The sequence below is a fragment of the Burkholderia sp. MBR-1 genome (assembly GCF_013822785.1).
GTDB classification, from domain to species: Bacteria; Pseudomonadota; Gammaproteobacteria; order Burkholderiales; family Burkholderiaceae; genus Burkholderia; species Burkholderia vietnamiensis.
On record NZ_CP053612.1, the window covers coordinates 237,468 to 261,150 of the forward strand.

At 59.3% G+C, this 23,683-nt stretch carries 23 protein-coding genes, 1 pseudogene and 1 other annotated feature; of the genes and pseudogenes, 13 read left to right on the plus strand and 11 right to left on the minus strand.

Annotated features, from left to right (window positions below):
* Positions 1 to 41 precede the first annotated feature (41 nt).
* Positions 42 to 320, plus strand: coding sequence for a hypothetical protein (locus tag MBR110_RS30785; protein WP_181709819.1), 279 nt, complete (start codon positions 42 to 44; stop codon positions 318 to 320).
* Between the two features lie 143 nt (positions 321 to 463).
* On the opposite strand, the gene MBR110_RS30790 is transcribed toward MBR110_RS30785, so the two are convergent.
* Positions 464 to 781: an H-NS histone family protein gene (locus tag MBR110_RS30790; RefSeq protein WP_181709820.1), complete on the minus strand. Its 318-nt coding sequence runs from the start codon at positions 779 to 781 to the stop codon at positions 464 to 466.
* 215 nt (positions 782 to 996) lie between these two features.
* On the opposite strand from MBR110_RS30790, the gene MBR110_RS30795 reads away from it, so the two are divergent.
* Both MBR110_RS30795 and MBR110_RS30800 read left to right on the plus strand, forming a co-directional pair.
* Complete coding sequence (locus MBR110_RS30795) at positions 997 to 1,383, plus strand: hypothetical protein (RefSeq protein ID WP_181709821.1); 387 nt, start codon at positions 997 to 999, stop codon at positions 1,381 to 1,383.
* A gap of 110 nt (positions 1,384 to 1,493) precedes the next feature.
* Positions 1,494 to 2,072: pseudogene (locus tag MBR110_RS30800) on the plus strand (nucleotidyltransferase family protein).
* 110 nt (positions 2,073 to 2,182) lie between these two features.
* Here the strand turns inward: MBR110_RS30800 and MBR110_RS30805 are convergent.
* The 4 genes from MBR110_RS30805 to MBR110_RS30820 form a co-directional block, all read right to left on the minus strand.
* A protein-coding gene (locus MBR110_RS30805; RefSeq protein WP_157367621.1) for an IS3 family transposase occupies positions 2,183 to 3,423 on the minus strand; the annotation gives its coding sequence in 2 pieces (ribosomal slippage) (positions 2,183 to 3,138 and positions 3,138 to 3,423; 1,242 coding nt in all).
* Positions 3,023 to 3,139 (minus strand) — a sequence feature (AL1L pseudoknot). (Overlaps the previous gene by 117 nt.)
* 48 nt (positions 3,424 to 3,471) lie before the next feature.
* Positions 3,472 to 4,989, minus strand: a complete 1,518-nt coding sequence (gene tnpC, locus MBR110_RS30810; RefSeq protein WP_181709822.1) for an IS66 family transposase — start codon at positions 4,987 to 4,989, stop codon at positions 3,472 to 3,474.
* 31 nt (positions 4,990 to 5,020) lie between these two features.
* Complete coding sequence (gene tnpB, locus MBR110_RS30815) at positions 5,021 to 5,371, minus strand: IS66 family insertion sequence element accessory protein TnpB (protein WP_027810102.1); 351 nt, start codon at positions 5,369 to 5,371, stop codon at positions 5,021 to 5,023.
* Positions 5,347 to 5,835, minus strand: coding sequence for a transposase (locus MBR110_RS30820; protein WP_111946431.1), 489 nt, complete (start codon positions 5,833 to 5,835; stop codon positions 5,347 to 5,349). Before MBR110_RS30820 ends, tnpB begins: the two co-directional genes overlap by 25 nt.
* A gap of 127 nt (positions 5,836 to 5,962) precedes the next feature.
* Between MBR110_RS30820 and MBR110_RS30825 the strand changes: the two genes are divergently transcribed.
* The 5 genes from MBR110_RS30825 (at position 5,963) to MBR110_RS30845 (ending at position 11,919) form a co-directional block, all read left to right on the plus strand.
* Positions 5,963 to 7,486 carry a hypothetical protein gene (locus tag MBR110_RS30825; RefSeq protein WP_181709823.1) on the plus strand — a complete coding sequence of 508 codons (1,524 nt, stop codon included), beginning with the start codon at positions 5,963 to 5,965 and terminating at the stop codon, positions 7,484 to 7,486.
* Between the two features lie 199 nt (positions 7,487 to 7,685).
* Positions 7,686 to 8,054, plus strand: a complete 369-nt coding sequence (locus MBR110_RS30830) for a hypothetical protein (RefSeq protein WP_181709824.1) — start codon at positions 7,686 to 7,688, stop codon at positions 8,052 to 8,054.
* 21 nt (positions 8,055 to 8,075) lie between these two features.
* On the plus strand, positions 8,076 to 8,636 hold the full coding sequence (locus tag MBR110_RS30835) for a site-2 protease family protein (protein WP_181709825.1): 561 nt from the start codon (positions 8,076 to 8,078) through the stop codon (positions 8,634 to 8,636).
* A gap of 2,064 nt (positions 8,637 to 10,700) precedes the next feature.
* Positions 10,701 to 10,934: a hypothetical protein gene (locus MBR110_RS30840; protein ID WP_181709826.1), complete on the plus strand. Its 234-nt coding sequence runs from the start codon at positions 10,701 to 10,703 to the stop codon at positions 10,932 to 10,934.
* Positions 10,935 to 11,283: 349 nt separating this feature from the next.
* The gene (locus MBR110_RS30845) at positions 11,284 to 11,919 is read left to right on the plus strand and encodes a DUF6998 domain-containing protein (RefSeq protein ID WP_181709827.1); all 636 of its coding nucleotides are present in this window, start codon (positions 11,284 to 11,286) and stop codon (positions 11,917 to 11,919) included.
* A 684-nt stretch (positions 11,920 to 12,603) separates the two neighbouring features.
* Here the strand turns inward: MBR110_RS30845 and MBR110_RS30850 are convergent.
* The 5 genes from MBR110_RS30850 to MBR110_RS30870 all read right to left on the minus strand — a co-directional run bounded on the left by MBR110_RS30850 (position 12,604) and on the right by MBR110_RS30870 (position 16,889).
* Entirely contained in the window at positions 12,604 to 13,572 is a 969-nt protein-coding gene (locus MBR110_RS30850) for a tyrosine-type recombinase/integrase (protein ID WP_181709828.1), read from the minus strand.
* 190 nt (positions 13,573 to 13,762) lie between these two features.
* A complete protein-coding gene (locus MBR110_RS30855; RefSeq protein ID WP_181709829.1) occupies positions 13,763 to 14,362 on the minus strand; it encodes a hypothetical protein in 600 nt (199 codons plus the stop codon).
* A gap of 687 nt (positions 14,363 to 15,049) precedes the next feature.
* Positions 15,050 to 15,961: a TAXI family TRAP transporter solute-binding subunit gene (locus MBR110_RS30860; protein ID WP_181709830.1), complete on the minus strand. Its 912-nt coding sequence runs from the start codon at positions 15,959 to 15,961 to the stop codon at positions 15,050 to 15,052.
* Positions 15,962 to 16,006: 45 nt separating this feature from the next.
* Positions 16,007 to 16,183: a hypothetical protein gene (locus MBR110_RS30865; protein ID WP_181709831.1), complete on the minus strand. Its 177-nt coding sequence runs from the start codon at positions 16,181 to 16,183 to the stop codon at positions 16,007 to 16,009.
* Complete coding sequence (locus tag MBR110_RS30870; protein ID WP_181709832.1) at positions 16,173 to 16,889, minus strand: hypothetical protein; 717 nt, start codon at positions 16,887 to 16,889, stop codon at positions 16,173 to 16,175. Before MBR110_RS30870 ends, MBR110_RS30865 begins: the two co-directional genes overlap by 11 nt.
* A 362-nt stretch (positions 16,890 to 17,251) precedes the next feature.
* Here MBR110_RS30870 and MBR110_RS30875 point away from each other — a divergent pair, with 362 nt between their 5' ends.
* Positions 17,252 to 18,496, plus strand: a complete 1,245-nt coding sequence (locus MBR110_RS30875; protein ID WP_181709833.1) for a nuclease-related domain-containing protein — start codon at positions 17,252 to 17,254, stop codon at positions 18,494 to 18,496.
* 42 nt (positions 18,497 to 18,538) lie between these two features.
* Here MBR110_RS30875 and MBR110_RS30880 read toward each other — a convergent pair whose 3' ends face one another.
* Entirely contained in the window at positions 18,539 to 19,006 is a 468-nt protein-coding gene (locus MBR110_RS30880; RefSeq protein WP_181709834.1) for a hypothetical protein, read from the minus strand.
* Positions 19,007 to 19,396: 390 nt separating this feature from the next.
* Between MBR110_RS30880 and MBR110_RS30885 the strand changes: the two genes are divergently transcribed.
* The 4 genes from MBR110_RS30885 (at position 19,397) to MBR110_RS30900 (ending at position 23,649) form a co-directional block, all read left to right on the plus strand.
* Positions 19,397 to 20,170, plus strand: a complete 774-nt coding sequence (locus MBR110_RS30885) for a hypothetical protein (RefSeq protein WP_181709835.1) — start codon at positions 19,397 to 19,399, stop codon at positions 20,168 to 20,170.
* Positions 20,167 to 20,847 (plus strand): RES family NAD+ phosphorylase, encoded by a 681-nt coding sequence (locus MBR110_RS30890; protein ID WP_181709836.1) that lies wholly within the window; start codon positions 20,167 to 20,169, stop codon positions 20,845 to 20,847. Before MBR110_RS30885 ends, MBR110_RS30890 begins: the two co-directional genes overlap by 4 nt.
* A 134-nt stretch (positions 20,848 to 20,981) precedes the next feature.
* On the plus strand, positions 20,982 to 21,926 hold the full coding sequence (locus MBR110_RS30895) for a hypothetical protein (protein WP_181709837.1): 945 nt from the start codon (positions 20,982 to 20,984) through the stop codon (positions 21,924 to 21,926).
* A gap of 757 nt (positions 21,927 to 22,683) precedes the next feature.
* Positions 22,684 to 23,649 carry a DNA-binding protein gene (locus MBR110_RS30900; RefSeq protein WP_181709838.1) on the plus strand — a complete coding sequence of 322 codons (966 nt, stop codon included), beginning with the start codon at positions 22,684 to 22,686 and terminating at the stop codon, positions 23,647 to 23,649.
* The last annotated feature ends 34 nt before the right edge of the window (positions 23,650 to 23,683 follow it).

Below are 23,683 nucleotides of genomic sequence, written 5' to 3' on the forward strand. Positions count from 1 at the left end.
ATGTAATATTGGCCACGTACACCGATAGGGCACGACACATCATGCGGGACATCTTTGAACCCCTCCACGAACCAGCACGCAGTATCTACCACGCTTTCCAAGCCGAGGCGACCAAACGCAAAGGACGCAGCATCGACGAGTGGTTAGCAGCGGAGCGCGACGCTGTATTTCGCGAAGCGACGCATCAAGCGCAAAGATTCGGTCTGCGCATTCCAACGATGGCTGATGTTGTCAGCGGAGAACGCTATGCCGTCGGCTCGGTGGACTATGGTGCGAAGTGGGCGTACTGCGTTGTCGAGGCGATGCGTAAGCCCGCTTGAACGTACCACCCCATCAGTGATGCCACTCGGAAGTCAGAGCGTGTGACGTGTGGCAAGAACGCAGATCAGCGGCGATCGAGTGGCAGCTACTAAAACGGCCCGCTCGATCGGCTCTGAAACATCGAGCGCGCTGCCCGCGCGTCCTATTCTGGCCACCAAGTCTTCGATACCCTATCGATCAGATAATCCTCAAGGTTCTTCCCCTCGAGCCATTTCGGGCGTGGCCCGCGCCCGGACCATTGCTTGCCCGACGACGGGTCATAATACTTGGCCGGTGTACGCACCTTGTGGGGCTTCCGAAAGCCCGCGGCACTGAGCAATTCCTCTTCAGTGATCCCGTAGAACGCGACGTGTTCACGAATAGCGTCTAGCGCCGCGCGCTTCTCTTCCCGTTTCGCATCGGCGAGCCGCGCGTTCAAGTCGCGCAATTGCGTCTGGAGTTCTTCTAGTGAGCTGGTCAAGATGAGCCAACGATTCGCGTGAAAGATCACGAGATGGTACCCGATGGTCTACGGGAACGGAATTTTTGAGGTTTCGGTACCTTCGATCCACGCCTCACCTATCTTGTGTTGCGCATTCCAGTCACTCGATCGCATCACCTCGAGCAATGCCTCTCAACCCGCGGGAACACGCTTCCCGTCAGGGGCGTGTCTCGCAAAATCCATAGGTGAAGCGAATGCAGCAAGTGAACGTACCGAAAGAGAAGGCCTATCGTGTGCACCTGTATGCGGTCGTGCGAGTGCCCATCGACGTGCCGAGTGCAGCATCGCAGTTGGACGCCATCTCAAAAGCCGAGAGAAGTGTGAACCTGCATGCCGATTTCAATCGCGGCGAATACGCAGAAGAGATCGTCGGTGTGCTTGTAGACGAACAGGGCGACGAGGATTACCTAAACTCACGAAACTACGTGACAAGCAAGGAGTCCGGTACCTGGATCGAGGAATGCTCCGCCGCCTCCAATCATACGAGCGGGCGATCGCCGGTGATCATCCCGTATCTCCGAAGCGGTGCGATCCGTGACAAGGCTGCAATGAAAGGTTGGTCCGATGTAAGCGGTCGGTAAAGGACGCCTCTCTCCTCCATCTGCGTCACACTCGGTTAAGATCGACTTGCCGTGAGCGGCGAGTTTGCTCAGCGGCAGATCGTCGCCTCTACCCAGCGGACTCTTCGCCCATGCCATCAACTGATTTCGAAGCACACCTCGTTGCCCTTGCGCGAGAGTCTTCATGGTTTTGGCCTGCACTGGTTGCAGTCCGGTCCCTGAATCTACCCTCCTGGTGCATTGGTGCTGGTGCCGTACGGAACCTCGTCTGGGACTCTTTGCATGGATTGGAGACATCGTCAGCATTGCGTGACGTCGATGTTGCGTACTTTGATGGCGCTGATCTTTCTGCAGAGCGCGACGCAACGTTTCAGTCTCATCTAAGCAGGATGCACCCCCAATTGCCATGGGAGGTCACCAATCAAGCCGCCGTTCATACCTGGTTCGAGGCGGCTTTTGGTTACGCCGTGCCACCATTGAAGTCGCTGGAGGCCGCCGTCGCGTCGTGGCCAGAGTATGCAACCGCAGTCGGGTAGACTCTACTTCCTGATGACACGATCAAGGTTCTTGCACCGTATGGGCTGGATGATTTGTTCGCCATGGTGGTTCGTCGGAATCCCGAGCGAGTCAGTGTCGCGACGTATCGGCAGCGGGTACAAGAGAAGCAGTATCGCAATCGCTGGCCTCGCGTGACCATCGTTCACTGCTAAGGGCTCGTACTCGGTGGCTCGCCAGTCGGTTGGTTATTGTATGGTGACGCCCAAGGCAGCAGGGCCGCGTAGCTGTCTGAACCGCCCCGGGTATCGCGGAGGCTGTTTGGTTAAAGTAAAACGGCCTCGTCGGCGGTTCTGCCAAGTTGGTTGTAGTAGTTTGCCTCAGCCTCGGCGGGCGGGATATAGCCGATCGATGAGTGCAGGCGTTGATGGTTGAACCAGGCGACCCACTCCAGGGTGGCCAGCTCGACGGATTCCCGGTTTTTCCAGGGCGCACGACGATGGATCAGTTCGGCTTTGTACAGACCGTTGATCGTCTCGGCCAAGGCGTTGTCGTAGCTGTCGCCACGGCTGCCGACCGAGGGCTCGATACCGGCTTCGGCCAGCCGTTCGCTATAGCGGATGCTGACGTATTGCGATCCCCTGTCGGAGTGATGGGTCAGAGAACCGTCATTGCCGGGCTGCCGGGCGTACAACGCCTGCTCCAGCGCATCGAGCACGAAGTCCGTGGTCATGGACTTGCTCACGCGCCAGCCGACGATGCGCCGGGCGTAGACGTCGATGACGAAGGCCACGTACAGCCAGCCCTGCCAGGTCGAGACGTAGGTGAAGTCCGAGACCCAGAGCTGGTTTGGCCGATCCGCCCGGAACTGCCGGTTGACGCGATCCAGCGGCCGCACGGCAGCATCGTCGGCGACGGTGGTGCGCAGCCGCTTGCCACGCCGCACGCCTTGCAGGCCCTGGACGCGCATCAAGCGCTCGACCGTGCAACGAGCCACCGCCACGCCTTCGCGGTTCAGTTGCCGCCAGACCTTGTCAGCGCCATACACGCGATGGTTCTCCTGCCAGACCCGATGGACTTGTGGCTTCAGATGTTCGTCACGCCGGGCACGGTCGCTGCGCCGCGACGGTTCGCGCAGACGCGCGGCGTGGCGCCGATAGGCCGACGGGGCAACCTGCAACACCTTGCAGATCGGCTCGACCCCGTAGACCTCCCGGTGCCGGTCGATGTAGGTGTTTACGACTTCAGCTTGCGGTCGAGCTCCGCCTGCGCGAAAAAAGCGCTGGCCGTGCGCAGGATGTCGTTGGCACGGCGAAGCTCGCGGTTCTCCCGCTCCAGCTCCTTGATCCGTTCGCGCTCGCTGGTGGTCATGCCTTCGCGCTGCCCGCTGTCGACTTCATGCCGCTTGACCCAGGTCAGCAGCGTCTGAGCCGAGCAGCCGATCTTGGGCGCGATCGACTCGACCGCCACCCACAACGATGGATACTCGCTGCGAGACTCCTGCACCAGGCGCACTGCGCGCTCGCGCACTTCCGGGGAAAACTTGTTCGCGTTGTTCTTGCTCATGGCTCACATTCTCTCAAGAGTTGGAGCCTCCGCGAAACCCGGGGCGGTTCAGTCAGCGGTTGAAGCGTGCGGCAGATTAGCAAACAGCCAGACGAGATAGCGGTATGGGTCGATGCCATTCGCCTTGCAGGTCTCGACCAGTGAGTAGAGATTGGCGCTGGCCTGTGCGCCGGCTACCGTATCGGAGAACAGCCAGCCCTTGCGTCCGACGACGAACGGTCGGATCGCGTTCTCGCACAGGTTGTTCGAGATCGGCCAGGTACCGTTTTCGACGTAGCGAACCAGTTTGGGCCACTGTCCGCTTAGATACTGCAATGCCTTGCCGAGCAGACTCGACGGCACGACGCCCGGTAGATGCTCGACCAGCATGCGCTCGATGATGCCGAGCACGCGGGTGCTGTATCGCGCACGCAGTCGCCGCCGACATTCGGGTTTCCACTTCGCGCTGCGCGCCTCGGCCGCGAACAGCTTGCCGATCAGCACGACGAAGCGCGTGGCCAGCAGATCCGGCGAGCGTGCAGCCTTCGGCACCGACTCCTCGGCCTTGATGAAGCCGCGGCGCACGTGTGCCCAGCATCCGAGATGCACGAGCTGGTGATCGTGGGCGATTCCGTTGTAGAGCTCGTACCCATCAGTCATCAGCACGGTGCCAGGGTGCACGCCAGCATAGAGCTTCTGCGCGTGCTGGGCGCCGCGCCCCGGCGAGTACGAGAACATCCGTACTGGCGGCCCCGAGCCGTTGACCTGCGCCCACAGGTAACTCTTCGCCTGCGGCCTGCGTCCTGGCTCCTTCAGCACTTGGAACGTTGTCTCGTCGCCGTAGATCAGGTCCGATTCGAGCAGCGCGTCGCGCATCAGGTTGATCACCGGCTGCGTGGCCAGTCCCACCCGCACCACGCTGGCGGCCAGCGTGTTCGACGAGATGTCGCCGCCGAAGCGACGCAGCAGCGAGGTTTGGCGATACAGTGGCATACCATACTGGTACTTGCCAGTGATGATCCACGCTAGCGCGGATTCCGTGAGCAACCCGCGCGGGATGATACGCGCTGGCGCCGGCGTGACCTTGATGCCGAGATCACAGCACGGGCACGCGTACTTGACACGCTGGTGCTGAACGACGCGGACCTGCTCGGGGATCACGTCAAGCTGTTCGCTCGTCTCGACGCCGATCTCCACGAGGGCATAGCCGTCGTGCGCGCAGAATCGTTCAGACTCGGGTAGTTCGTGCCGCACGACCTCGCGCGGCAAGTTCGGATCGAGTGGTTTGCGTCCGCGCTTGCCTCGCGTGTGGGCGGCGACAGACGTGCCGGGCGCGTCCTCGCGCGCGGGCGCATTGGTAGTGGTGGCCAATGCTTCAGCTTCGTTGAACAAGCCGAGTTGGTCGGCATGGCGCGCCTCGCTAGAGGCGCCGAACAGTTCGTGCTTGTAGGCCCGCAGCTTCTCTTCGGCCAGATCGCGCTGGGCCGTCACGAGTCGAAGCTCACCACGCAGCGCATCGCGTTCGGCGCTCGCGGCAATCAGCGCTTCGTACTCCTCCGCGCTCAACATGACGGGTCTATTCGGCATGGCCGATTAGACCATGCCACCTGCGTGGTGTTCAGCTCATCCGCGCGTAATATCGCTGGGGATGCTTCTGGATCACGGCCAGGTCAATGCCGTCGAGCAGCCAGTGCAACTGTTCGGCGCTGAGCGTGATTGTGTCTCCTCCGTTCGGCCAGATGAAGCGGTCGGCTTCGAGTCGTTTGAGCAGCAACCAGAAGCCGTTGCCACCCCAGCCAAGGATCTTGATGCGATCACGACGGCGATTGCCGAACACGAACAGCGCCGAGGTCATCGGGTTCAGACGCATCGCCTGTTCGACCAGAATCGACAGTCCGTTGATGCCCATTCGGAAGTCGACCGGGTCGCGATGCAGGTAGACCTTCAGCCCTTCGTCGAACCGGAACAAGGCAGCCTCCCCAGCATCTGGATCACCGTGGCCAGTTCATCGACGCCCGCCTCGCCAAGATCGAATTCGACACCATTGGACAGGCGCACATGCAAGGAGAGCGCCATCGATTTCTCCAAAGGTGGTGGATCAGGCGGGAGTGCTGGCGGCAATGCGGAAATCGACGCGATTGGCACGAATGCTGGTGATGTATTGGGAATATCGATTGTGACGCCGTCGGAAATTGCAGGCGACCGAGCTACCCGATCGTGCTCGATCTGGGCCTGTATCTTTTGATGGCGGGCGACCCAGCTGCGCAGCAGATTTGGATTTAGATCGTGCTCCATTGCCGTTCGCGCTATCGACACACCAGGCTGCAGACAAAGTTGCACCAACTCGTCGCGGGCAGCATCGTCGTATTCTCGACGGCCATCTCGTTTTCGGCCAACAACCAGTCGGCTACGCAAGTCTTGTTTTTCACTCATACACTCTGATGCCAGCTGTCCACGTGGACACGTAGCATCAGAGTGCAGCGATTTCTACACAAGGGCGTCGTTATTCGATCGCTTACGGTCCGATGCAATTTCCGAGCGGATCAACGGGTGGGGCGTCGTGAAAGAGGAGCGGCATCGTGTATCGTTGATCAAGGGCCGTGACCTGGTGTTCTTCGCTCCGGCCGGAGCGGATTTCGACAATCCGGCGCCTCTCGAGCGGGCTCTGTTGGATGCTGCGTTGACGACGGCCAGGGAATGGGCGGGCCACAACAATTGCATTTCAGAACCCAATGAGATTATTTCGGAGGACGGGAAACTGCCGGAATCACCGATCACGCGCTTTCTCGAAATTACGGTGCCGCCGACGTTTGTCGATAGTGAGCACACGATCTTCGACGCGCTCGATATGGGTGCCGCTGTCGGGAAGGCATACGAAGTCAGCCGCGAAGAACTTGCCAGTCACGTCACCCACCTTGTCAAGGCCACCGCTGATCTGGTGCAGGCGGTGGAGTACACGCCACTCGGGACTCGGGGAATTAAGGCAGTTGAGGCGGCAAAGAGTGTCTTGGGCGAATTTCCTGCATCAAATTATCAACGTGTACCGGATGTAGATCCGAAACGGTCGGGGACAGGCGGCGACCAACTTCCGAAGGCACGCATATTCGTTGGCGAGTGGGATCACACCTGGTCGTGGAACGAGGACGGGCGGATGGAGGTTAAGTGTCGCGTCCTCGTCGACGTGGCGAACAACATGCTGGTCGCCGCGCAGGTCAGGGGCTACGAAAGTTGGCGGGACGCGAACTCGGACGAGAAAGGAGATCTCGCCAAAGCATTGTTCGTCGAGAACAACGTACACACCGACCCGCACGCATTCGACTTCGTCGAGATCGATCGATTTCCAACGTGGGCAGCGGGCGCGGCAGGTGAACCGCAACTCCCCCCGTACAAGGACGATGATAGCCTTATTCGCCGGAGGCGTGAGCATGGTGTGGGGGCTGGGAAACTGCCGGTCAAGCCGATGACGCATGGCGATGCGAACGCGGTCATGGTTCTCGTCGGTGAGCGCATGGGTCTGAATCCAGCTCTCGTAGCCGAAGCCACTCGACAGTTGGAGGGCGGTGCCGTTCATCCAATGACCGGAGCGGCAATCGAAAAGGAAGCAGTTGCACTGAACAACCGGCTTCGTGTGGACTCTGCCCAGATTGAACGGGCAAACGCTCATGCGGAAGATCTGAAGGTGCAATACGGTTTCGCTCAATGGAAACAGCTGGAGAACGACCAGGAAGCACAGTCCGATCAGGAGTTCTCGGCACGACTCGGTAACATCCGTCTGGCCAATGCAAGCCTCCGCTCAGCACTCGCGGAAATCGCCGCGTGTCTGGATGGTCTCGGCCAAGAAATCTCGTTCAGGACGATCGATGGAGACAATGTCGACTTCGTAACCCGCGCGCGCTACATCGCTGAAGTCGCTCTCGGCCGACGCAAGGCCTTCCCGGACATCGAAGTGGTCAAGGAATGGGTCAAGCGGAACCATCAGATCGACATGGACTTCCAACCGTCGAAGCGTGGAGAATGGGTCGAACGTTACATGGAAGCTCACTCTAAGGCGCCTGTTGCCGTTGCGCTGTCTCCAAGCATGTGATCTACAAGCTACAACGTGCCCGCCGTGTGCATGCCCCTCTCAAAGGGTGTGCGCCGGCGGGATTTTTCTTTTTATGCGGCCAGATTGCGAAATTTCACAGGCTTCGTCTCTGGGACCAACCGATTTTCGTAGGCGTGGCCTGGGTTAGAATCGACAAGGAGCCTTCCACAAATCTCTCTCAAAGAAGTGGAGAAACGGCATGCGTTCAGAGACCTTCACGACTCTCCTGCTTGCACCCACCGTCACCGCGAACACCGCCGCGGCGCCGCCGATCGATGGTAGCGTCCCGCAGTTCATCACAGCGGGCAATTACTCTATGCTGCCCGACAACGACCGCGCGTGGTACGTAGCGGGCATCCTCGACGCAGATCGCATCCATCAACGTCGCACGGCAGCGCTGTTTGACGCGTGTTTGAAGAGTGATTCATTAGAGCAGATGACCGCCATCGTCGATCGACGTATAGCAACATTTCCCGCTGGTGCGAGGGATTCGATGCCGGTTGCCATTCACAATGCGCTCGTTGCTGAGTGTACGCGCCGCGGCTACAAGCTGCCGCCGTTGACCTAAGTGTCATCGGGTAGGAACGACATGACGAAACGACAAATTTTCTGCAGCTCAGTGGCGCTTGTCATCCTATTCGCCGAGGCCTGCATCGTCGACCGGTTGGATATCTACCCATGGTGGAAATCAGCCAGGCTCGCTCTAGTACTCTACGTTACTCTCTACGCAGAAGCTTTGATTCATGAAGGCGGACACGCGTTCGTGGGGATGCGACTCGGTGTGCCGATCGTTAGATTACGCCTCGGATCCTGCATCCCGATTTACCGCTTCGCGAACCCGAGAATTTCTCGCAAGCGAATCGTCCTTTGCATACTTCCCCTCGGCGGGCGCGTGGACTTCGCTTACCTACCGATTTTCAGACAAGAGCGGATCTGGATGTACGCGGCGGGCATTGTTGCCGTGATGATTGCCGCGGTGATCGCGTGGAATGTCATTCCTCCAACCTTCTTTGAGCTGCGGATTGCCACCTGCACCGTTTTTCTTGCGTCCAGTGTATGCAACGCCATTATTAGTATGCCGAAGGAAACTGTCGAGAAGGGCGTATTCACCGACGGACAGGCAATTCGTGGCTTGTCACGATATCGCTGACACCGCGACCCGGCAAATGGCCTAGCGGCGCTCCGCCGACCGGCACGGCCCGAGTTCTGGTCCTGTCGCGGCAAGTTCGGGCCGGCCATCGAGACGAAAGGACGTGGCCCGGAGCGCTACCGCGAGAAATCTGCACCCTCTATGTCGCCGACCTCGCAACATTGAATGTCGAACTCACATCGGATGATTTCAACAGCCCCCGTCCGATGCGAAGAATAGCGATCGTCTGCTAGGGAACCAGCCACCTTGCGCGGAGCGACGGCAGATCCAGTGGATCGGCTCCGCGGTATCCAAGACGGCAGTCCTGTCCATGACGGAAGGGAGAACCGCGATGGCCGTTCCACCGCTCCGCCCCGAGAGAGTCGATTTCATTTCTGAATTTCGTTGAGGTATAGAAGACTAGGTGTTCATCGGGGATCTGAGAGGCAGAGCCATCATGGCGAATTCGAAAGTCCGGAAATTGACGCAGCCACGTGAAGCGACGTGCATCGCCTGCGGGTGCACGGACAGCAATGCATGTATTGATGAGATGGAGGGGGCTCCGTGCCACTGGCGCCGGGTCGACCGTGGGGCCGGTCTTGGCGTCTGCAGTTCATGCCGAGAACTCGAGTCGGCTTGGGATGCCGGCGATCGCCGAATCCGCGGGCAAGTCGATTCACATCGCAGGTGACGGCGATAGCGTAACCAAAAAGCACCAGAGCACCGGTGCGGAAGCTGCTTATCGCGGGTGAACTCGGATAATGGTCATTCGACGTCAAGTCGCATCGCTGACCTACTCCACCTGCGATTTTTGAGGGGCGATCATCGATGGAAGCGGAGTTCAAAGTAGGTGACATGGTGACCTGGACGAGTCAGTCCGGCGGATACAGAACCGTGAAGACTGGTTCGATCGAGGAAGTCGTGCCGGCCGGTAGTCGACCAAACCGCGACAGATTTGAGCGGCTTTTCCGCGGTGCGGGTGTCGGCGCTGCGCGCGATCATGTGTCGTACGTTGTCCGCGTTCCCGGCAAGACTGCAAAGTCCGGTGGCACGGTTTACTGGCCGCGGAGTGCGGCTCTCTCGAAGGCGTGAATGACCCGATCGTGGATGTACCGCGCGACCTCGCCGACGAGCCTCGACAGGTGTGCGTGATGATCGCGTGACTACCGCCGAACAGCTTTTCGAATGATCACGCCGGCGTACTTGGGCAACCGCGCGGTGACCTGCGCGTGGCAACCGATCTGCACTGCCGCGTCGATGATTGGTGTCGCGAAGAGATCTGGCGCGAGGTGCGGTACACGCCTGAGGCCACTCCGGAACTGAAAATGAAGGTGTCTCGATGGGCACGCTTTTGCTCTCACGGAAAAGAGATTGCAGCGTGCGAGTGGCACCAGTAGCCGATCAATGGAGCGACAGTCTCATGCGTACCTATCAATATCCGACTGACATCCCTGGGTTTGTGATCAAGTCCGACATACGACTCCCGACAGGTGAACACTATCCGCCGCACATTTCGATATTTCCGCTATTTGGTGTGAGAACTCCCGCGCCGAAGGATGGATGCCATCCTGTAGGATGGCTGGCGGAATGCCTCGTTTGCAAAATGTGGACAGGACGGACGCGTAACCGGGCAACGTTGGCGCGATTTCTCCGCCGACACAGGAAGTGCGGATTCCAGGCGCGCGGCGTCACCCAGTCGCGACAAATTGCGACGACAGCTTGACCTTTGGTCTAGGCCAGTTACACGTGGCACGGGTGGGCTGCGTGTGCTTCGTTTTCGACGACCGCAAGCCACGCGGCGTTGGCGAAGCACCTGGCGATGTAGCAGGTATTGGCAGGAGCATATCAATCGTTCGTATATCACGGGGAAGAGGGTATCTGACATGACGTTCGACGAACTTTGTGCAACATATCCGAATCAGCGCCGGGTCGCGCACGTCGGCGTTGGTAGCGGAGTGACACTATCGTTTGGCCTAACGGCGGTCGAGTGGCCTTCCGATTGGCCTGAGAGTGGCATCGATCGGCGATTTCTCGAGTCCCGAGGATTCGAGATCCTGCGCGAAGTTCACTGAATCCGAAACCGAGATGCCAGCGTTCAATACCAAGTCGATACCCGTACAGAAGCGATGCCGGTGGTTCGTCCGCCAAGGCGCGACGACGCACTTCACCGGCGGCTTTCGATCAAAGGTAGACGCGAGTAACTGGATCGATGCCTTCGGGGCATCTCTCGACTGGCGAGTCGGCTTCCGCTTTCGGCTTAAAGGTGACACGCAGGACATCGAAATCGTCGATCGACTCGGGAACACCGCGCAGCCGTAACCGCCAGGGAGGACTCGCCGGCGTTCTCTCGCCGTTTGAGCTCATGTAGTATCGCGGCGTGCGGTATGACTGCATAGAGAGGATCCGGGAGGGCGCGACGCCATGCAAACTAGCAAGACCGTGTTCTTCACGATGGTTCTGCATCCCGCAGCGGGTTGGATGCGGGTGGGAAACGCGTATCCCACTAGCGAGTCGGCTCGCGATTGGGTCCCCTTTGTGCGTCGAGCGTGGCGGGGTTTGCAAACAAAGGTAGAGCCATGCACCCTGACATTCCACGATGGCTCGCTGACAGAGGAATCACGTCGCGTGCTTGATCAGAAGTTCAACATCGACGTCTAAAGGATGATTCGTGCCTCCCAACGAGTGTGGCCAAGCAAAGGTTCAGGAAGCAGGAACGGTTGTCACCGTTCTGCGGCTGCCGCTGCTCGTCCGCGATCTCTGGAACGCGCAGCAGGCGCTCGTGCAGCACTACGCAGACACCGGATTGCGCTTCACCTTTGATGGCCGCCTGGTCGGCGATATCGCAGAAGCAGTCGCGTTGGAGCACTTTGATCTCGTCGTCCCCAAAAAGCGCACGCCCGGCGTCGACGCGCTGACAAGGTCCGGGAAGACCGTTCAGATTAAGGCTTCCGGGGCGAACAAGTCAGGGCCCGCGTTTACGCCAGGCAAGGGGATCGCGGATTTCCTGCTGTTCTTTCATATTGATTTCTCAGCCGGGCTCGCCTCAGTGGTCTATAACGGGCCGGAAGCTCCGGTTCGTGCACTATTGCCAGCCCAGTGGACTGGCACGCAAAGTGTCAGGCTCACTCAAGTTCGCGCTTTAGCAGCGGCCGTCGACCCTGTAGATGCTCTTCCCCTCAACGTAGCACAGATCGAGAGAGGGCAAGAGAGCGCGATGAGTCCAATCGATCAGCCGGACAAGGGCGCTGCCAGTGCCACGGTCGGAGCGGAGCGAGTTCCGACGGTCCCTGCAGCGACAAATTGACTTTGTTCCAACGCATCGACGAGTCATCCGCGCTTACGTTCCGTTCGAATAGAAGAACTGCCAACCGCGACAGCGGCCATTACCGTCGGCCCCGAAAGTACACTGCTACCGCAAGCGCCACCAAAAAGCAACTTTCGAGGCGTTTTCGTGTCTTGTTGTCAATATGCCACGGGAAAACCCTAAGACGTGATTATCTCGCCAAAACGCTTTATCGTAATAAAAAGGCGAGTTGGTTTCGTCAGATCTAATAATAGTCCCGAGGGGTTTTGGCCATGATCGCTTCCAGACTCGAACACGTCCTTCGTAGTAACGACAGTTGGTTCCCATGTAACATGCCGCCGTCGCAACCGATGTGGTGTGATGGCCGCTGGATGGGTTCGACGTTCTCATTCCCCGTTTTCTGGAATGGAGAAAAATGGGAAAGCAAAGTATTTGGCAGCCCCGGCGATACCTGGCGCGAACGGTCGAGTCCACCCTCGCCGAAGAAGAGCGGGAGAGCGACAGCGATTAACCTTGTCGCAGCGTAAGGGAAATCGAACAGGCATGGCAATCGGGTGGCCGTCGTTAGCGCGAGCGTAAGCGGCCACGCGAACACTATCCCACCTCAAGCACGAGTCAGCCCGCAGGCGTAAGAGGGCCGAATTCGTGCACCAGACCGGCCGATGGTCCGTGCGGCTCGCCCGCTCACATATAACCCACCGACGCACAGCTGTTGATCGTCGCTCGCAGACGCGTTACGGTCCGTTCACTATTTAACCCAAGCCACGCGGTCACATCCGCATTACTGCGGCCGTCGAGCAAGTGCCGGCGCGCGTAGGTATTGCGAAGGACACGAGGGCTCATGTCCGCACCAACGAAACCGATTGTTGCTAGCGCCTCGCTCACGATCCGATCCAGCGTGCGTGGCGGAATACGAGCGGTCCGGCGACCCGGAAAGAGCGGGGCGGTCGCCGCGTCCTCGCGCGTTCGGCATGCTTCCCATGCGGTGAGCGCTTCCACTGCGAATCCGTCGATTCTAATTGTCCGTTCCCGGCACTTCGCTCCCGCGAGTCCTTGCACGCTGCTCACAACACCGGCAACTGGTTCCACCCTGAAGTACGGATTAAGCATTTGAGCATGCAAGGACGAAACGGTAGCACCCTGCAGCTCCGCCACCGTGACCCCGCATCCCAGGAACAGGGCAACAACAGCGCGATTCCGCGCCTCGAGCAGATCGTCCTCACACCGCTCGGCCACCCACGCCTGCAGCCCCACGTCGACATGCGGCGGAAGGAATGTGGGGGTCGGCTCAGTGTCCGGCCACTCGACGCGGGTGAGCCTCGCTGCGGCCGGATTACCGCCCCGCACGCCAATCAGCACGAGGTGCCTGCAAACCCGATCGATTAGCTTCAAGTAGCGCAGCCACGTCGTGGTACCGGGCTTGAAGCCGGCGCTCAACCGGCTCTGGAATGCATCGAGATCCGCATCTCCGAATGTTGCCAAGGACACTCCGCGCATCGACAGCTCTTCGAGGAAGCGGCCAAACATTGCCCGGTGTTGCACGATCGATCGCGAAGAAAATGGACGACGTCGAGACCCTACCGCTTCGTCTTCTTGCCAGCGCGCATATGCAACATCAGGGTTCGTCAACCAGTCGTCGTCACGTGACTTCATGGCGTATACTGAATTTTAAGCTTCCCTCACTATACACGGATCTTCGATCCGCAAACCCCGCCGCCAAACGCACCCAGCCCGGTCCACGTTCTGCACGAAACGGACGCCACAAAAAACCCTCTTACGCGCGAAGCGACAAGAGGGTCGGGGGGATCGGACGAAATCATCGACCGGTGTCGATGTCATAAGGTCATGCCAAAATTGCACCTGGGAGAAGCGGCTTCTCCGCCTTCGGCGTATTCCATGCTTCACCAGAGAAGTGGTGAAGCCGGAAGGCATCGAGCAACTTGCGCTTCTCTGCGTCAGCCTCCGCGATTGCCGTCAACTGCGCGAATCGGTCTTCTCCAAGCTCCTGGGTTCTGTAATCGTCCGAGAAGCCTGAGTACCAGTCGTGATTCTCAAGCATCGCATAGAACTCGGGCAATGAAACCTTCGGAATCACCGGCGCTTTGATGATGAAGCCCAGCGACAGCGCGGATGGGCCCTTTCTCCAGAGAGAGATCCGGCTGTCCCCAAACAAGCCGAATCGGCCAACAAAATCGGGACTTGACGAACTACGCTTTACGTCGACCTGAGAGAGGTGAAACTCCCCAGCAACCATTGGCAAACGAACGACGAACTGTCCTTGCCCCTCCTTGGCTTTGATTTTGAGTTTCCGCGTTGATGAATCGCGGCTGGTCAGCATCAAAGACCCAAAATACGGAAACCCGTCCCACTGTTCGCACGTGCTCGCACGCAGAAAACCAGTTGCGCTCACACACTGTTGCACCATCGATTCAGCCCGGTTCATAGTCCTTCTCCCGAAAAAGTTCGCCCTAGAATGGGCAGTGTCATCGCTACCGGAAATGAATGGCGCGGACTGGAACCGAACTTGTCGTGAACTACAGCGAGACGTCCTCACACCCGCACGCCGGCGAGCCCCCCAATCACGCCGCGGAACCCCGCCGAGTTCGTTTCGCCCGTTGAGGCGGGCCAGGACAAACCGTCTACGTGGCTACAGCAATGGAACAAGAGCCCGCAACGGCGAAACCGCGTAGGCCATCGGCACAACGGATAGGGTCATTCGATTGCTGCGTGCCCTTCGGAAAGCGGAATCGTCCAATCGCTCAAGACGCCAAACATTGCGCGATTAGCAGGGGGCACGGCAAACACCAGAAGAAGTGGGGCTCCAAAGCCAAAGATCAGGCCTCCATACGTGAAACCGCAACCAAGGTTCGAGTGACTATCGGCGGGACAGGTAGTGCACCGTTGCGTCTCCGAGCGCTATAGCACCCGAGATGACCGCAACGACGAGCGGAAACATGTAATGGTCGGTACCGGGATAGAGGAAGAATCTATCCACCCCAGCAAGCCCCAGACATGCTGCAGTTCCAAGGAGCGATAGCTTAAGTAGCGCTGGCATGATTTGTTTGCTGTGTCACTTCAAGGCGAATATTGGCCCTCGCTGGCGCTGGGCAGCGCCAGCGAGGGCCGCTTGTTACTTCACGTCGGGCGCGTACCAACCCCACTTGCCACGGTTGTCGGCGCTGACGAGTTGCCACTTCGGGTGCGTGCCCGTCGTTTCGCGGAGTTCCTGCAGGTGCTCGTAGAGGCATTGACGCAGCGAGACGAGGCCCTTTGCGTATTGCGGCGTCTTGTAGTCACGCGTCACGAACAAGGCGTCGGTGGACAGCGTGGGAATGCCGACCGCGTTCATACGCGGATAGGACACCTTGGTCGGTCGGTAGACTTTCAGGATGTTCGCGTTTTCGAGGACGTTTTTCGGGAAGAACAGGAGCTTGTAACTCGCGTCGAGCTCACTGACTACTTTCAACGGCGACCCGCCGACAGCGACGACGCCGTCGATCTCGCCGCGTTGAAGCGCATTGAGGGCAGTCTTATTGTCCTGGAACTCGACGATGGTATACGGGATGTTTGCCTTGAGGGCGATCACCTTGGCGCTGATGACGCTACCGCCGACGGCGCCGACCTTCTGCCCGGCGAGATCGGCTACCGAATTGAACATGCGTCGCTTGGCACCGATACCGAAAATGCCGCCTTCGGTTTTCCCGTCGGCGCGCGCGATCACGTGGATTTCCTCGGGCGCGAGTGCGATCAGCGTCTTCACGCTGCTGAGGTCTTCATTTTGGGCTCGCCAGACGAGTACGTCAGTCTGGACGAACGCACCGTTGACCTGGTTACCTTCGATGGCGTCGATATTGTCCATGGAACCCTTGCTGCTTTGCTCGGTGAGCGCGATGCTCTGCCCGCATCGGGCGTTGAGTTCTTTGAACATCCGGGAGTAGGTACCGACGGGGTCGCCGGTCGCGACCGTGAGTGCCTGCGCGTTTGCGGTGGCGGAGGCAATCGCGATGCTGAGGATTGCTACAGGCTTGATGTGCAATTTCATTGTGATTCTCCGTGGTGATAGGACTTGCTTGTTGAGGTTGGTCAGCTAGTCGACCTTCAGGTTCTTCATCGAATCCGCGTCGTCGGCAGGAGTCTGCTTCGCGGGTTGGGTGGTGGTGGCCGCCCCGGTGTCGGATTGGTGATCGGTGTCGCGAGTTGTGTACAGGTAAAGCCCGGCGACAATCGAAATCAGGGCGATCGTGGAAAGGATCCTAAAGCGCATTGCGTTCCTCCTGAATCTGCGGAAGTGGCATGTCGATGGTGTGCGGTTCTTCGCTGGTCAGCAGCTCGGTGCGCAGACTGGCCATGGACCGGTTGAGCTCGAGCTCGACGGAACGGAATGCTGCGGTGGCCTTGAGATCTTCGATAACGTCCTGCCGCGCCGAGTTGCCCTGCTTCGTGGCCTGGGCGGCCTTAGCGAGTTCCCAGAGGGTTTCCTGTTTGTTCACCTGGGCGGTGAATTCCCGCAACGCGGCCTCGGCGCTCTTGTACGCGGATTGGCGCCGGTGGAGGATGTTGCGCATGTTCTCCAGAAGTGCGTCGTACTTTGCGGTCTCAGCCGGATACTGCTTACGAACTCGTTCGACTTCGCCCGCGAAGGTGCTGACGCGGGCATCGTATTCCTCGATTGCAAGTTTCTGAGTCTCGAGCTCTTGGTGACGTTTGATGATCTGATTCTTGAGAGTCTCGATCGGATTGGTCTTTGCTTCGTGGATGGTCGCCTTCATCCGGAGGTTCGCAACTTTGTCCGCGAAGACCGGTGCAAGTTGCACGATGAAAAAGCCGGCTGCGAGCGCGAGCGCGGCGCCGACAAGGCCTTTGATTGCCAAAAAGATGACGGGTGCGACGATCGCGCAAGCGACTAGTGCGGCCGCGCCTTTTACAATAGAGGTGAACTTGCGGCGGGTGTTCGGGTCGTTCAGGTTCATGGTCGTCTCGATCGAAGTGGGTTATCAGTAATACCCTGCAATCCGGCTGCGTGAGAGATCAGGGGGTGATCTCGATAGGACTAAGCGATCGCCCCGGCCGTCGATATCAGGCTCGCGACCAAAATCGAGACAGCCGCTGCTTTACTCTTCACGTGGACTCCCCATTAAAGGTCAACGCCTCGCGAGTGTCTCGCAGGAACAAGGAATGCAGAAATGAAATCGTGGAGTGGTGGTGATCCGGTCGGCTCGAGCCGGATCGTCTCGATCCATATGAAAAGGAATAAAACGCGGGAATCAGGCCAAACCTGCAGCCGACAAACTGCATGCTAGGATGACCCTTTGTCTCGGCAAGCCATCCCGCCATGGTCGACCTCTTCAAGCGCATCAAGGAAGCAAACAAGAACTCTGCGGCGTACTATCACGACCCGCGCGACACGTCTCTACGTGGGCATGAGGCCGAGCAAGAGGTGTGCAACCAACTGGCACCTCGTTTGATTGGCACCGGCTGGGAGTTGGTCAACGGCGTTCGTGTCCCGGATCCGACTGCGCGCCGTCGCAGAGAATTGGACTTCGTTATCACCAGCCCCAGCGAAGCACTCGTCCTGGAGATGAAGAATTGGACAGGGGAGGTTGGGCTCGACGAAGACGGCAATGTCGTTCAGATCAACCGAAACGGGGAGAAGATCAACGCCGGCAACCTGTTTAATGACGTCGAAGAGCGCACTGAGATCCTTCGACTCCATCATTCGAGCACGGGCCGCGCGCCCGTCAAATTGCGTCATTTTGTCGTTTTCTACGACCCCTACGGCAACTTGTATTTACGCGACGACATTGCTAACCGAGGCGACGTTCTCCGATTCGACGCGCTCAGTAAGCTGATGCCGGCAGGCGAAGAACCGTTTCTTCGTCGGCTGTTGCACGCGCTGCTGCGATTCTTCGGGTTCGAGCCCGAACGCGTGAATGCCCCGGCGCCTTCGCCTGAAATCCTTGCCTTTCGCCAGTCACTGGCAGAGTTGGGCGGCTGGGACGTTCTCGTGCTGAACGGCGGCTTGACGCTCTGTGGGGACATCCTGAGCATCGCCGGTAGTCGCCCGGATCGCGCCGAGTACGCGGCGTTCAATCGTGCACGAATGGCACATCTGGAATTCGATGTCGACCGTAGCCTTGTTGCGTCGATTTTCCGCGCGCCATCCCCGGACGCCAAGGTAAACGGAACGGCCCGAGACGGTTCCGTTACGACCACCTCGGTTCCGACGGCTGCAGAAGTGACCTTCCACCGTTCGGGCGACAAGAAGCCGAGCCATTATGAGGTAAGGAACCTCCAGTCGGCCCAATTCGGCTATCTCGCGAAACCCAAGACCACCTATCGCTACGAGGATTTCAGCGTGGGAATGACCGTGGTCGGCAAGGTTGCTGCTATCAACGACAAAGGGACATTCATTGACATCGGATATCGCGAGCTCGCGGGCAAGCCGCGGCATGCACGCGCTAAATCGACCCGGCCGGGGACTCTTACAGTTGGTCAGCGCGTACTCGCTCGCATCATTCGTCTCATCGAAGACGGGAATCGAGTTTCGGTCGAGGTCCTCGAGCCACGCATGACTTAGAGATGCGATCGGTCCGCATTGACCAACCAGCGAACTGCTTCATTACGATTTCGTTCTGTCTGAATACTCGGTAACGCGGATCGGCGAACGCGTCGGACCGAGGCGTTGCAGTTCCTCCCACGCGTCGAGATAGCGATGCGTGGGCATCGCCGCTAGTTGCGAATCGTGCAGCGCGAGAACCGGCTCAATTGCCGCCCGCTCGTCGTCGGTCAGTGCTATTGGCGCGCCCGCCTTGGCTCGGGCAACGCATCGCTCGAGTGCGCATTCGGCACGGCGATAAAACGAGACATCGTTGACCGACGACGGGGTGCCGGACCGCACGTCAAGCAGGTACGTCACTTGGACGACGGTGATCAGCGTTCCCAACTGGGCGACGTCACCGTGGCCGGTGCGCAGCGTGGCCAGTGCAACATGGTGCTTAAGCTGCAGCCGCCGCACCTGACTAGCCGGCATCGGCAGTAGCTGTGCCTTGGTAAGCGGCCGGCGGCGGCTGGTCGAATACCTCTTCATTGCAGTATAGGGACCCTTTGATTTTGCTGCCTTTACCGGGTAGGCCGATCTTACCTGCGACAAGGCATATCGGTCTGCCCCTAAAATAATAACCAATGAATTCAGTCACTTCCGACTGGTCTTTTCCCTACTTCTGAACTCTCCCGCGCCGAGGCCTGACCGATCGGCCCGAAGGAGGCGCTTGACGTCATGAAAGTCATGAACTAGCATGGCCTCATGAGAAAAGCCGCTTACACCCTCCCTCCGACCCAACTCCGTCCGGTGCGTTCCGGCAACGTCCCAACGCACGAACGCGGCGAATTTTCGCGTCGGCCCGGTTCGCCCTTCGTGCGGCGAGGAGTCCGACCGGACAAGCGAATCGCGCTAAAAGCGCGGTGGAAGAAGCGCGCCTTGAGTCTCGCAGCACCGGAGAACAACGGGGACAAATCGCAGAATGCGGTTTTTTCGTTCAATGTCGGCACGCGCGGGAAGGCCACGAGAAAGGAGACCGAAGATCTTAAGAGATTCTGGTTCCACATCGTCAAGAACTTCGCCGCGAGACGGAATCGCGCCTACAAGTTCAAGTCGCTAGATCCTTTAAAGCTCTGTGAGCTGGCGCGGCAAACTCTCAATCAGGTTACAGAGGACGTTGATCCAAGGGCAGTGGTATACCTAGCATCTGTAATCGAAGGGCTGTCGACCGGGCCGGTCCATAAGATATCAACTGCCCCAGCATCTCTGGCCGAAAACAACGCCGCAGGAGTTGCCGATGATCCTCTCGCGTCCGCACGTGCCCGCGGACGGAGATTCGCGCTCGAGCAGTACGAAGATCCGGACAATCTGGGGCTACTCGAAGCGCGCGACTACGCTGGACGGAACGAGCGCACAATCAACGAACTTCGCCAGAAGGGTGAGCTTTACGCGCTGCTTCCACCCGGAAAGACGCGCGGCTTTCGTTATCCGAAGTGGCAATTCGACGTGGGTCCGGAACGGCTAAGGGCAGCGCTCAGCCCCTTTGTTGCAACGAACGCGAACTGCTGGGTCATCCATTCGTTCATGCTGCGCAAACGGGAGTCCCTCGGCGGCAAATCACCTGCTGATGTACTCCGTGACGACTCCCTGGACATCAAGGCCGTAGTCGCGCTCGCTGAAAGCGATATGCTCGGTGAGCAGGGGGCACAATGACCGCCAACCAAGGTGCCCCTGACGGCCTTGAATGTCCACTCCCGCCCGAGGACTTCTTTGATGCAACGATCCCGGTTCACGAATTGAATCTGTCGGCAACAAATCTGTACCGAATCCACCGACGGACATACGACCCGATCTTTTATAACCGCCGCGCGACGTCGTCGACTGTCTATCGATTTGACGCGCCGAATGACGAGTACGGGGTGTTGTATGCCTCGCCATCGTTCGACGTCTGCATGGCCGAGACGATCATGCGCGGTCGGTATCATGGTGTTAGGGTGGGGACGTATCACGTCATCGATGAGAATGACATCACAAGTCGCTCCATCGCAACACTCGGGTTAGAAGACGCGCGGCCGCTGCGACTCGCCGATCTCACTGGTCCGCTTTGGCGTTTCGGCTTCGATGCGCGGGTACTGTCCGTCGCCGATTACACGGCCCCGAATCTGTGGAGCCGCGCGATTCACGACAACCGCGCAAACCTGGACGGCATCTATTTCCGGTCGCGATACGCCAATGACGTCTCGGTAGCGATTTTCAGTGATCGCGCGATGCTCGTTCGCCGCGGCGAATCCACTCCCCTTCACCAGCACCCTGGACTACCAGGGTTCCTTGATCACTTCGAGATCGGGATTGCGGATCCCGACGGCGCCAACTGGCAAACGGACATCTGATAGCAACTCGCATCTCGTTCCCACGAACGACTTGGCGACCGGTGGCGTTGCCGGAATGCTCCTTACTTGTCGTGCCAGCTTCGGCGTGCCAAGATGCTCTTGTATGACCCCTCAACATAACGCGGAGGCTCGACATGGCGATTGGCGTCGATGATATCTTGATGGCAATGGCAACTGCGGCTGGCAAGGAATTGGGTAAGGAGCTCGCCCACGAGATAGTTGAGTCGATAATGGGAAATCTAGCCACAAAGGCCGACATCGAACGGGCCGTGCGCGAGATTGAAGCTTACGTTCACCAAGAGTTCTTGCGTTTTCAAGATAGCCAGATTGCTGTGGAAATCGACTCCAGCCTTCGAGCTTTGGCACAGTTCGAAGCTTCGGGGAACCTTGCAGATCTCAATGAGGCTTCTGTACTTTCCGCCCTAAATCGTGCCTTTGTCGAAATTCAGCAGCAACTTGCTGCACCGCCATCTGGATACGGGATCGATTACCTTCGGATACAGTTTGTCCCGCTTACAAGATATATAGCGACGAGCATCGCCTTTTGGGCGATACGGTACTATCAACTGAATCGTCACGATGAGCGCCCCAACTTTATCGCGATTCTGCGGGAAAATCGTCAGCTTCTGACTGCCGCGGCAAGCCAGATTCATCTGATAGAAGACGAGACAATCACGCCAATTTCCCAAGACCAGCACAAGTGGCGGGAAATAGAAAACGCAGGTGAGGGAGGTCCCCCGATTTTTGCCTGGTACTGTGAAAAGCGAGCTTGGTATACGCTCAACCGTAACCGATATCCCGGGGGCACATCGCTCGTAGATACAGGTTGGCTTGACTATAGTCCAAATGAAGGCGGCGATGTCACCGTCCAACTGCGTGATCAACACAATGCCGATGCTGCTCGCATCAATACCGAGGCGCAGTTTCGCCAAGAGAAGATCTATGGTCCGCTCGGCGCCGCCATTGGCGCGATTGACACTATTCTTTCTGCGCTGGACCAAAAGAACCAGGTCGTACCGTACTGGTCCGGAATGCTTCCTTCACTTGTACCGGCAACACTCCAGCTTCTCGAGCGTTAATCGCCGCCCCTCAGCCTTGCTCCTTAAACTTCTTGCGAATCGATTGTCGCCACTTTTCGCACGCAGGGAACGATTACCCCAACGGGGGGGAACCTTCGTGGGGGTGTGCCCGCTCCACTTGTGCCTACCAAGAAGCCCGGCAGGCCCCTAACACTGCGGTGCCCGACTTCATTTTGGGCGCACCCATCGACTGCTACGCGTGCTCTTAAGCAAGCATTGAACGGCTATCGGCCGCAACCTCGAAGCGGACGTGTCGCGCCGTACCGTTCACAAACCAGTATTGCGCGCCGCCCGGCCTGTCCAGCAACTGGTGCAGGGATTGAATCTTTTGCGAGGCTATGCCTGCGGGGAAATGCGGGTAATGAGACAGCAACGGCCGATCATCGTCGCAGCCGAACGCGGGGGTCCCCTTGATTTTTATGCAGTTTACCGGTGTAGGCCCATCTAGCAGCGACAAGGCTTAGCGCTCCGCCCCCAAAACAATAATCAATAAAATCAGCTACTTCCTGACTGGTCTTTCTGCTCCTCAACACCTCTTCGCCGAGCCCCGGCGGGCGTAGGCATGCATTCGCCGGCGCGGTCGGGCCTGCATGGCGGCGATAATTACAGTTATCGGACATTGCGTGCCGCGTATGCCACTTTTTATTACACTCTTCCCTTGCGTTATGTTCGGGCTTACGTTAGGCTAAGTCCCATCGCCATCCCCCGTGAAGCGGGGTCTGCGCGCTGTCCGGCGCCCCCACTGCCAGATCGCACCATGCCCGACATCAAAGCCACCATCGAAAAGGTTCACGAAGCGGTTCGCCAGCTGCTCGCCGACGCGGGGACGCCGGTGCCGGCCAATGTGCTGGTGTTCCGCAAGTTCGTATCGGTCCGCAAGGTGCGCGCACAGTTGGGGGGAGGGGATCCCGCCAACATTTCGCGGCTGCTCAAAGCCGTGGAAGGGGCGATGTTCCCGCAAGAAGCGCCGGCTACCGCGCTGCCGGGCCTCCCGCCGGCGATCGCGGCGCAAATGCAGGCCCTGTGGGAAAGCGCGAAAAACGCGCAATGGGAGGAGCTCGAGCGCGCACGGGAGGCCGCGGAAGCGCGCGCCGACGCCGCGGTGGCCACGGCGACCGACGCGATCGCGCGCGCCCAAGCGGCCCAGCGCGACGCCGAGGCGCGTCTCGAGCTTGTCGAAGCCGCTCTCGCGCAGGCGCGGGCCATTGCCGACGCCCAAGCGCAGCAACTCACCGACGTGCAAGCCCAGAACCGTCAGCTGACGGCCGCGCTCGGCGAACAAACCACGCGCGCGGATGGGCTGGCCCAACAACTCGGCGACGCGCATGCGTCCAAGGAAGCCGAGATCGAGGCCGCCCGCCGCCGCTACGACGGGATGGCCATCAAACTTCAACAGGACACGGATGCGCAGCGCCAGAACCTGCGCACCGAGCGCGAAGCCCTGCTCAAAAGCGCCACCCTGGCCGAGGAACGCGCGCGGGACCTGCAGCACGAGGTACAGCGTGAGCGGGATCACAACGAACGGCGCGAGCGGGAGACGCGCGCCGAGCTCGCACGCGAGCGCGAGGCCCGCATCGCGGCCGAGAACGTGCTTCATGACCTGCGCGGCACCCTACGTGACCAGCACACCGAACTGGAGTCGCTGCGCCGGGCGACGCGCAGCGGCGCCGCGATCCGGCGCCGCCCGGCGCGACCCGCGGCCTCCAGCGTCGCTCGGCGCTAGGGGCACCGCCCCGGCCGCCACGCCAGCGTGGTGG

Coding starts and splice junctions, on each gene's coding strand:
- MBR110_RS30785 (WP_181709819.1), top strand. CDS start 42: ATGCGGGACATCTTTGAACCCCTCCACGAACCAGCACGCAGTATCTAC.
- MBR110_RS30795 (WP_181709821.1), top strand. CDS start 997: ATGCAGCAAGTGAACGTACCGAAAGAGAAGGCCTATCGTGTGCACCTG.
- tnpC (WP_181709822.1), bottom strand. CDS start 4,989: ATGCCGAATAGACCCGTCATGTTGAGCGCGGAGGAGTACGAAGCGCTG.
- MBR110_RS30820 (WP_111946431.1), bottom strand. CDS start 5,835: ATGAGTGAAAAACAAGACTTGCGTAGCCGACTGGTTGTTGGCCGAAAA.
- MBR110_RS30830 (WP_181709824.1), top strand. CDS start 7,686: ATGCGTTCAGAGACCTTCACGACTCTCCTGCTTGCACCCACCGTCACC.
- MBR110_RS30835 (WP_181709825.1), top strand. CDS start 8,076: ATGACGAAACGACAAATTTTCTGCAGCTCAGTGGCGCTTGTCATCCTA.
- MBR110_RS30840 (WP_181709826.1), top strand. CDS start 10,701: ATGCCAGCGTTCAATACCAAGTCGATACCCGTACAGAAGCGATGCCGG.
- MBR110_RS30850 (WP_181709828.1), bottom strand. CDS start 13,572: ATGAAGTCACGTGACGACGACTGGTTGACGAACCCTGATGTTGCATAT.
- MBR110_RS30855 (WP_181709829.1), bottom strand. CDS start 14,362: ATGAACCGGGCTGAATCGATGGTGCAACAGTGTGTGAGCGCAACTGGT.
- MBR110_RS30860 (WP_181709830.1), bottom strand. CDS start 15,961: ATGAAATTGCACATCAAGCCTGTAGCAATCCTCAGCATCGCGATTGCC.
- MBR110_RS30865 (WP_181709831.1), bottom strand. CDS start 16,183: ATGCGCTTTAGGATCCTTTCCACGATCGCCCTGATTTCGATTGTCGCC.
- MBR110_RS30870 (WP_181709832.1), bottom strand. CDS start 16,889: ATGAACCTGAACGACCCGAACACCCGCCGCAAGTTCACCTCTATTGTA.
- MBR110_RS30875 (WP_181709833.1), top strand. CDS start 17,252: ATGGTCGACCTCTTCAAGCGCATCAAGGAAGCAAACAAGAACTCTGCG.
- MBR110_RS30880 (WP_181709834.1), bottom strand. CDS start 19,006: ATGAAGAGGTATTCGACCAGCCGCCGCCGGCCGCTTACCAAGGCACAG.
- MBR110_RS30890 (WP_181709836.1), top strand. CDS start 20,167: ATGACCGCCAACCAAGGTGCCCCTGACGGCCTTGAATGTCCACTCCCG.
- MBR110_RS30895 (WP_181709837.1), top strand. CDS start 20,982: ATGGCGATTGGCGTCGATGATATCTTGATGGCAATGGCAACTGCGGCT.
- MBR110_RS30900 (WP_181709838.1), top strand. CDS start 22,684: ATGCCCGACATCAAAGCCACCATCGAAAAGGTTCACGAAGCGGTTCGC.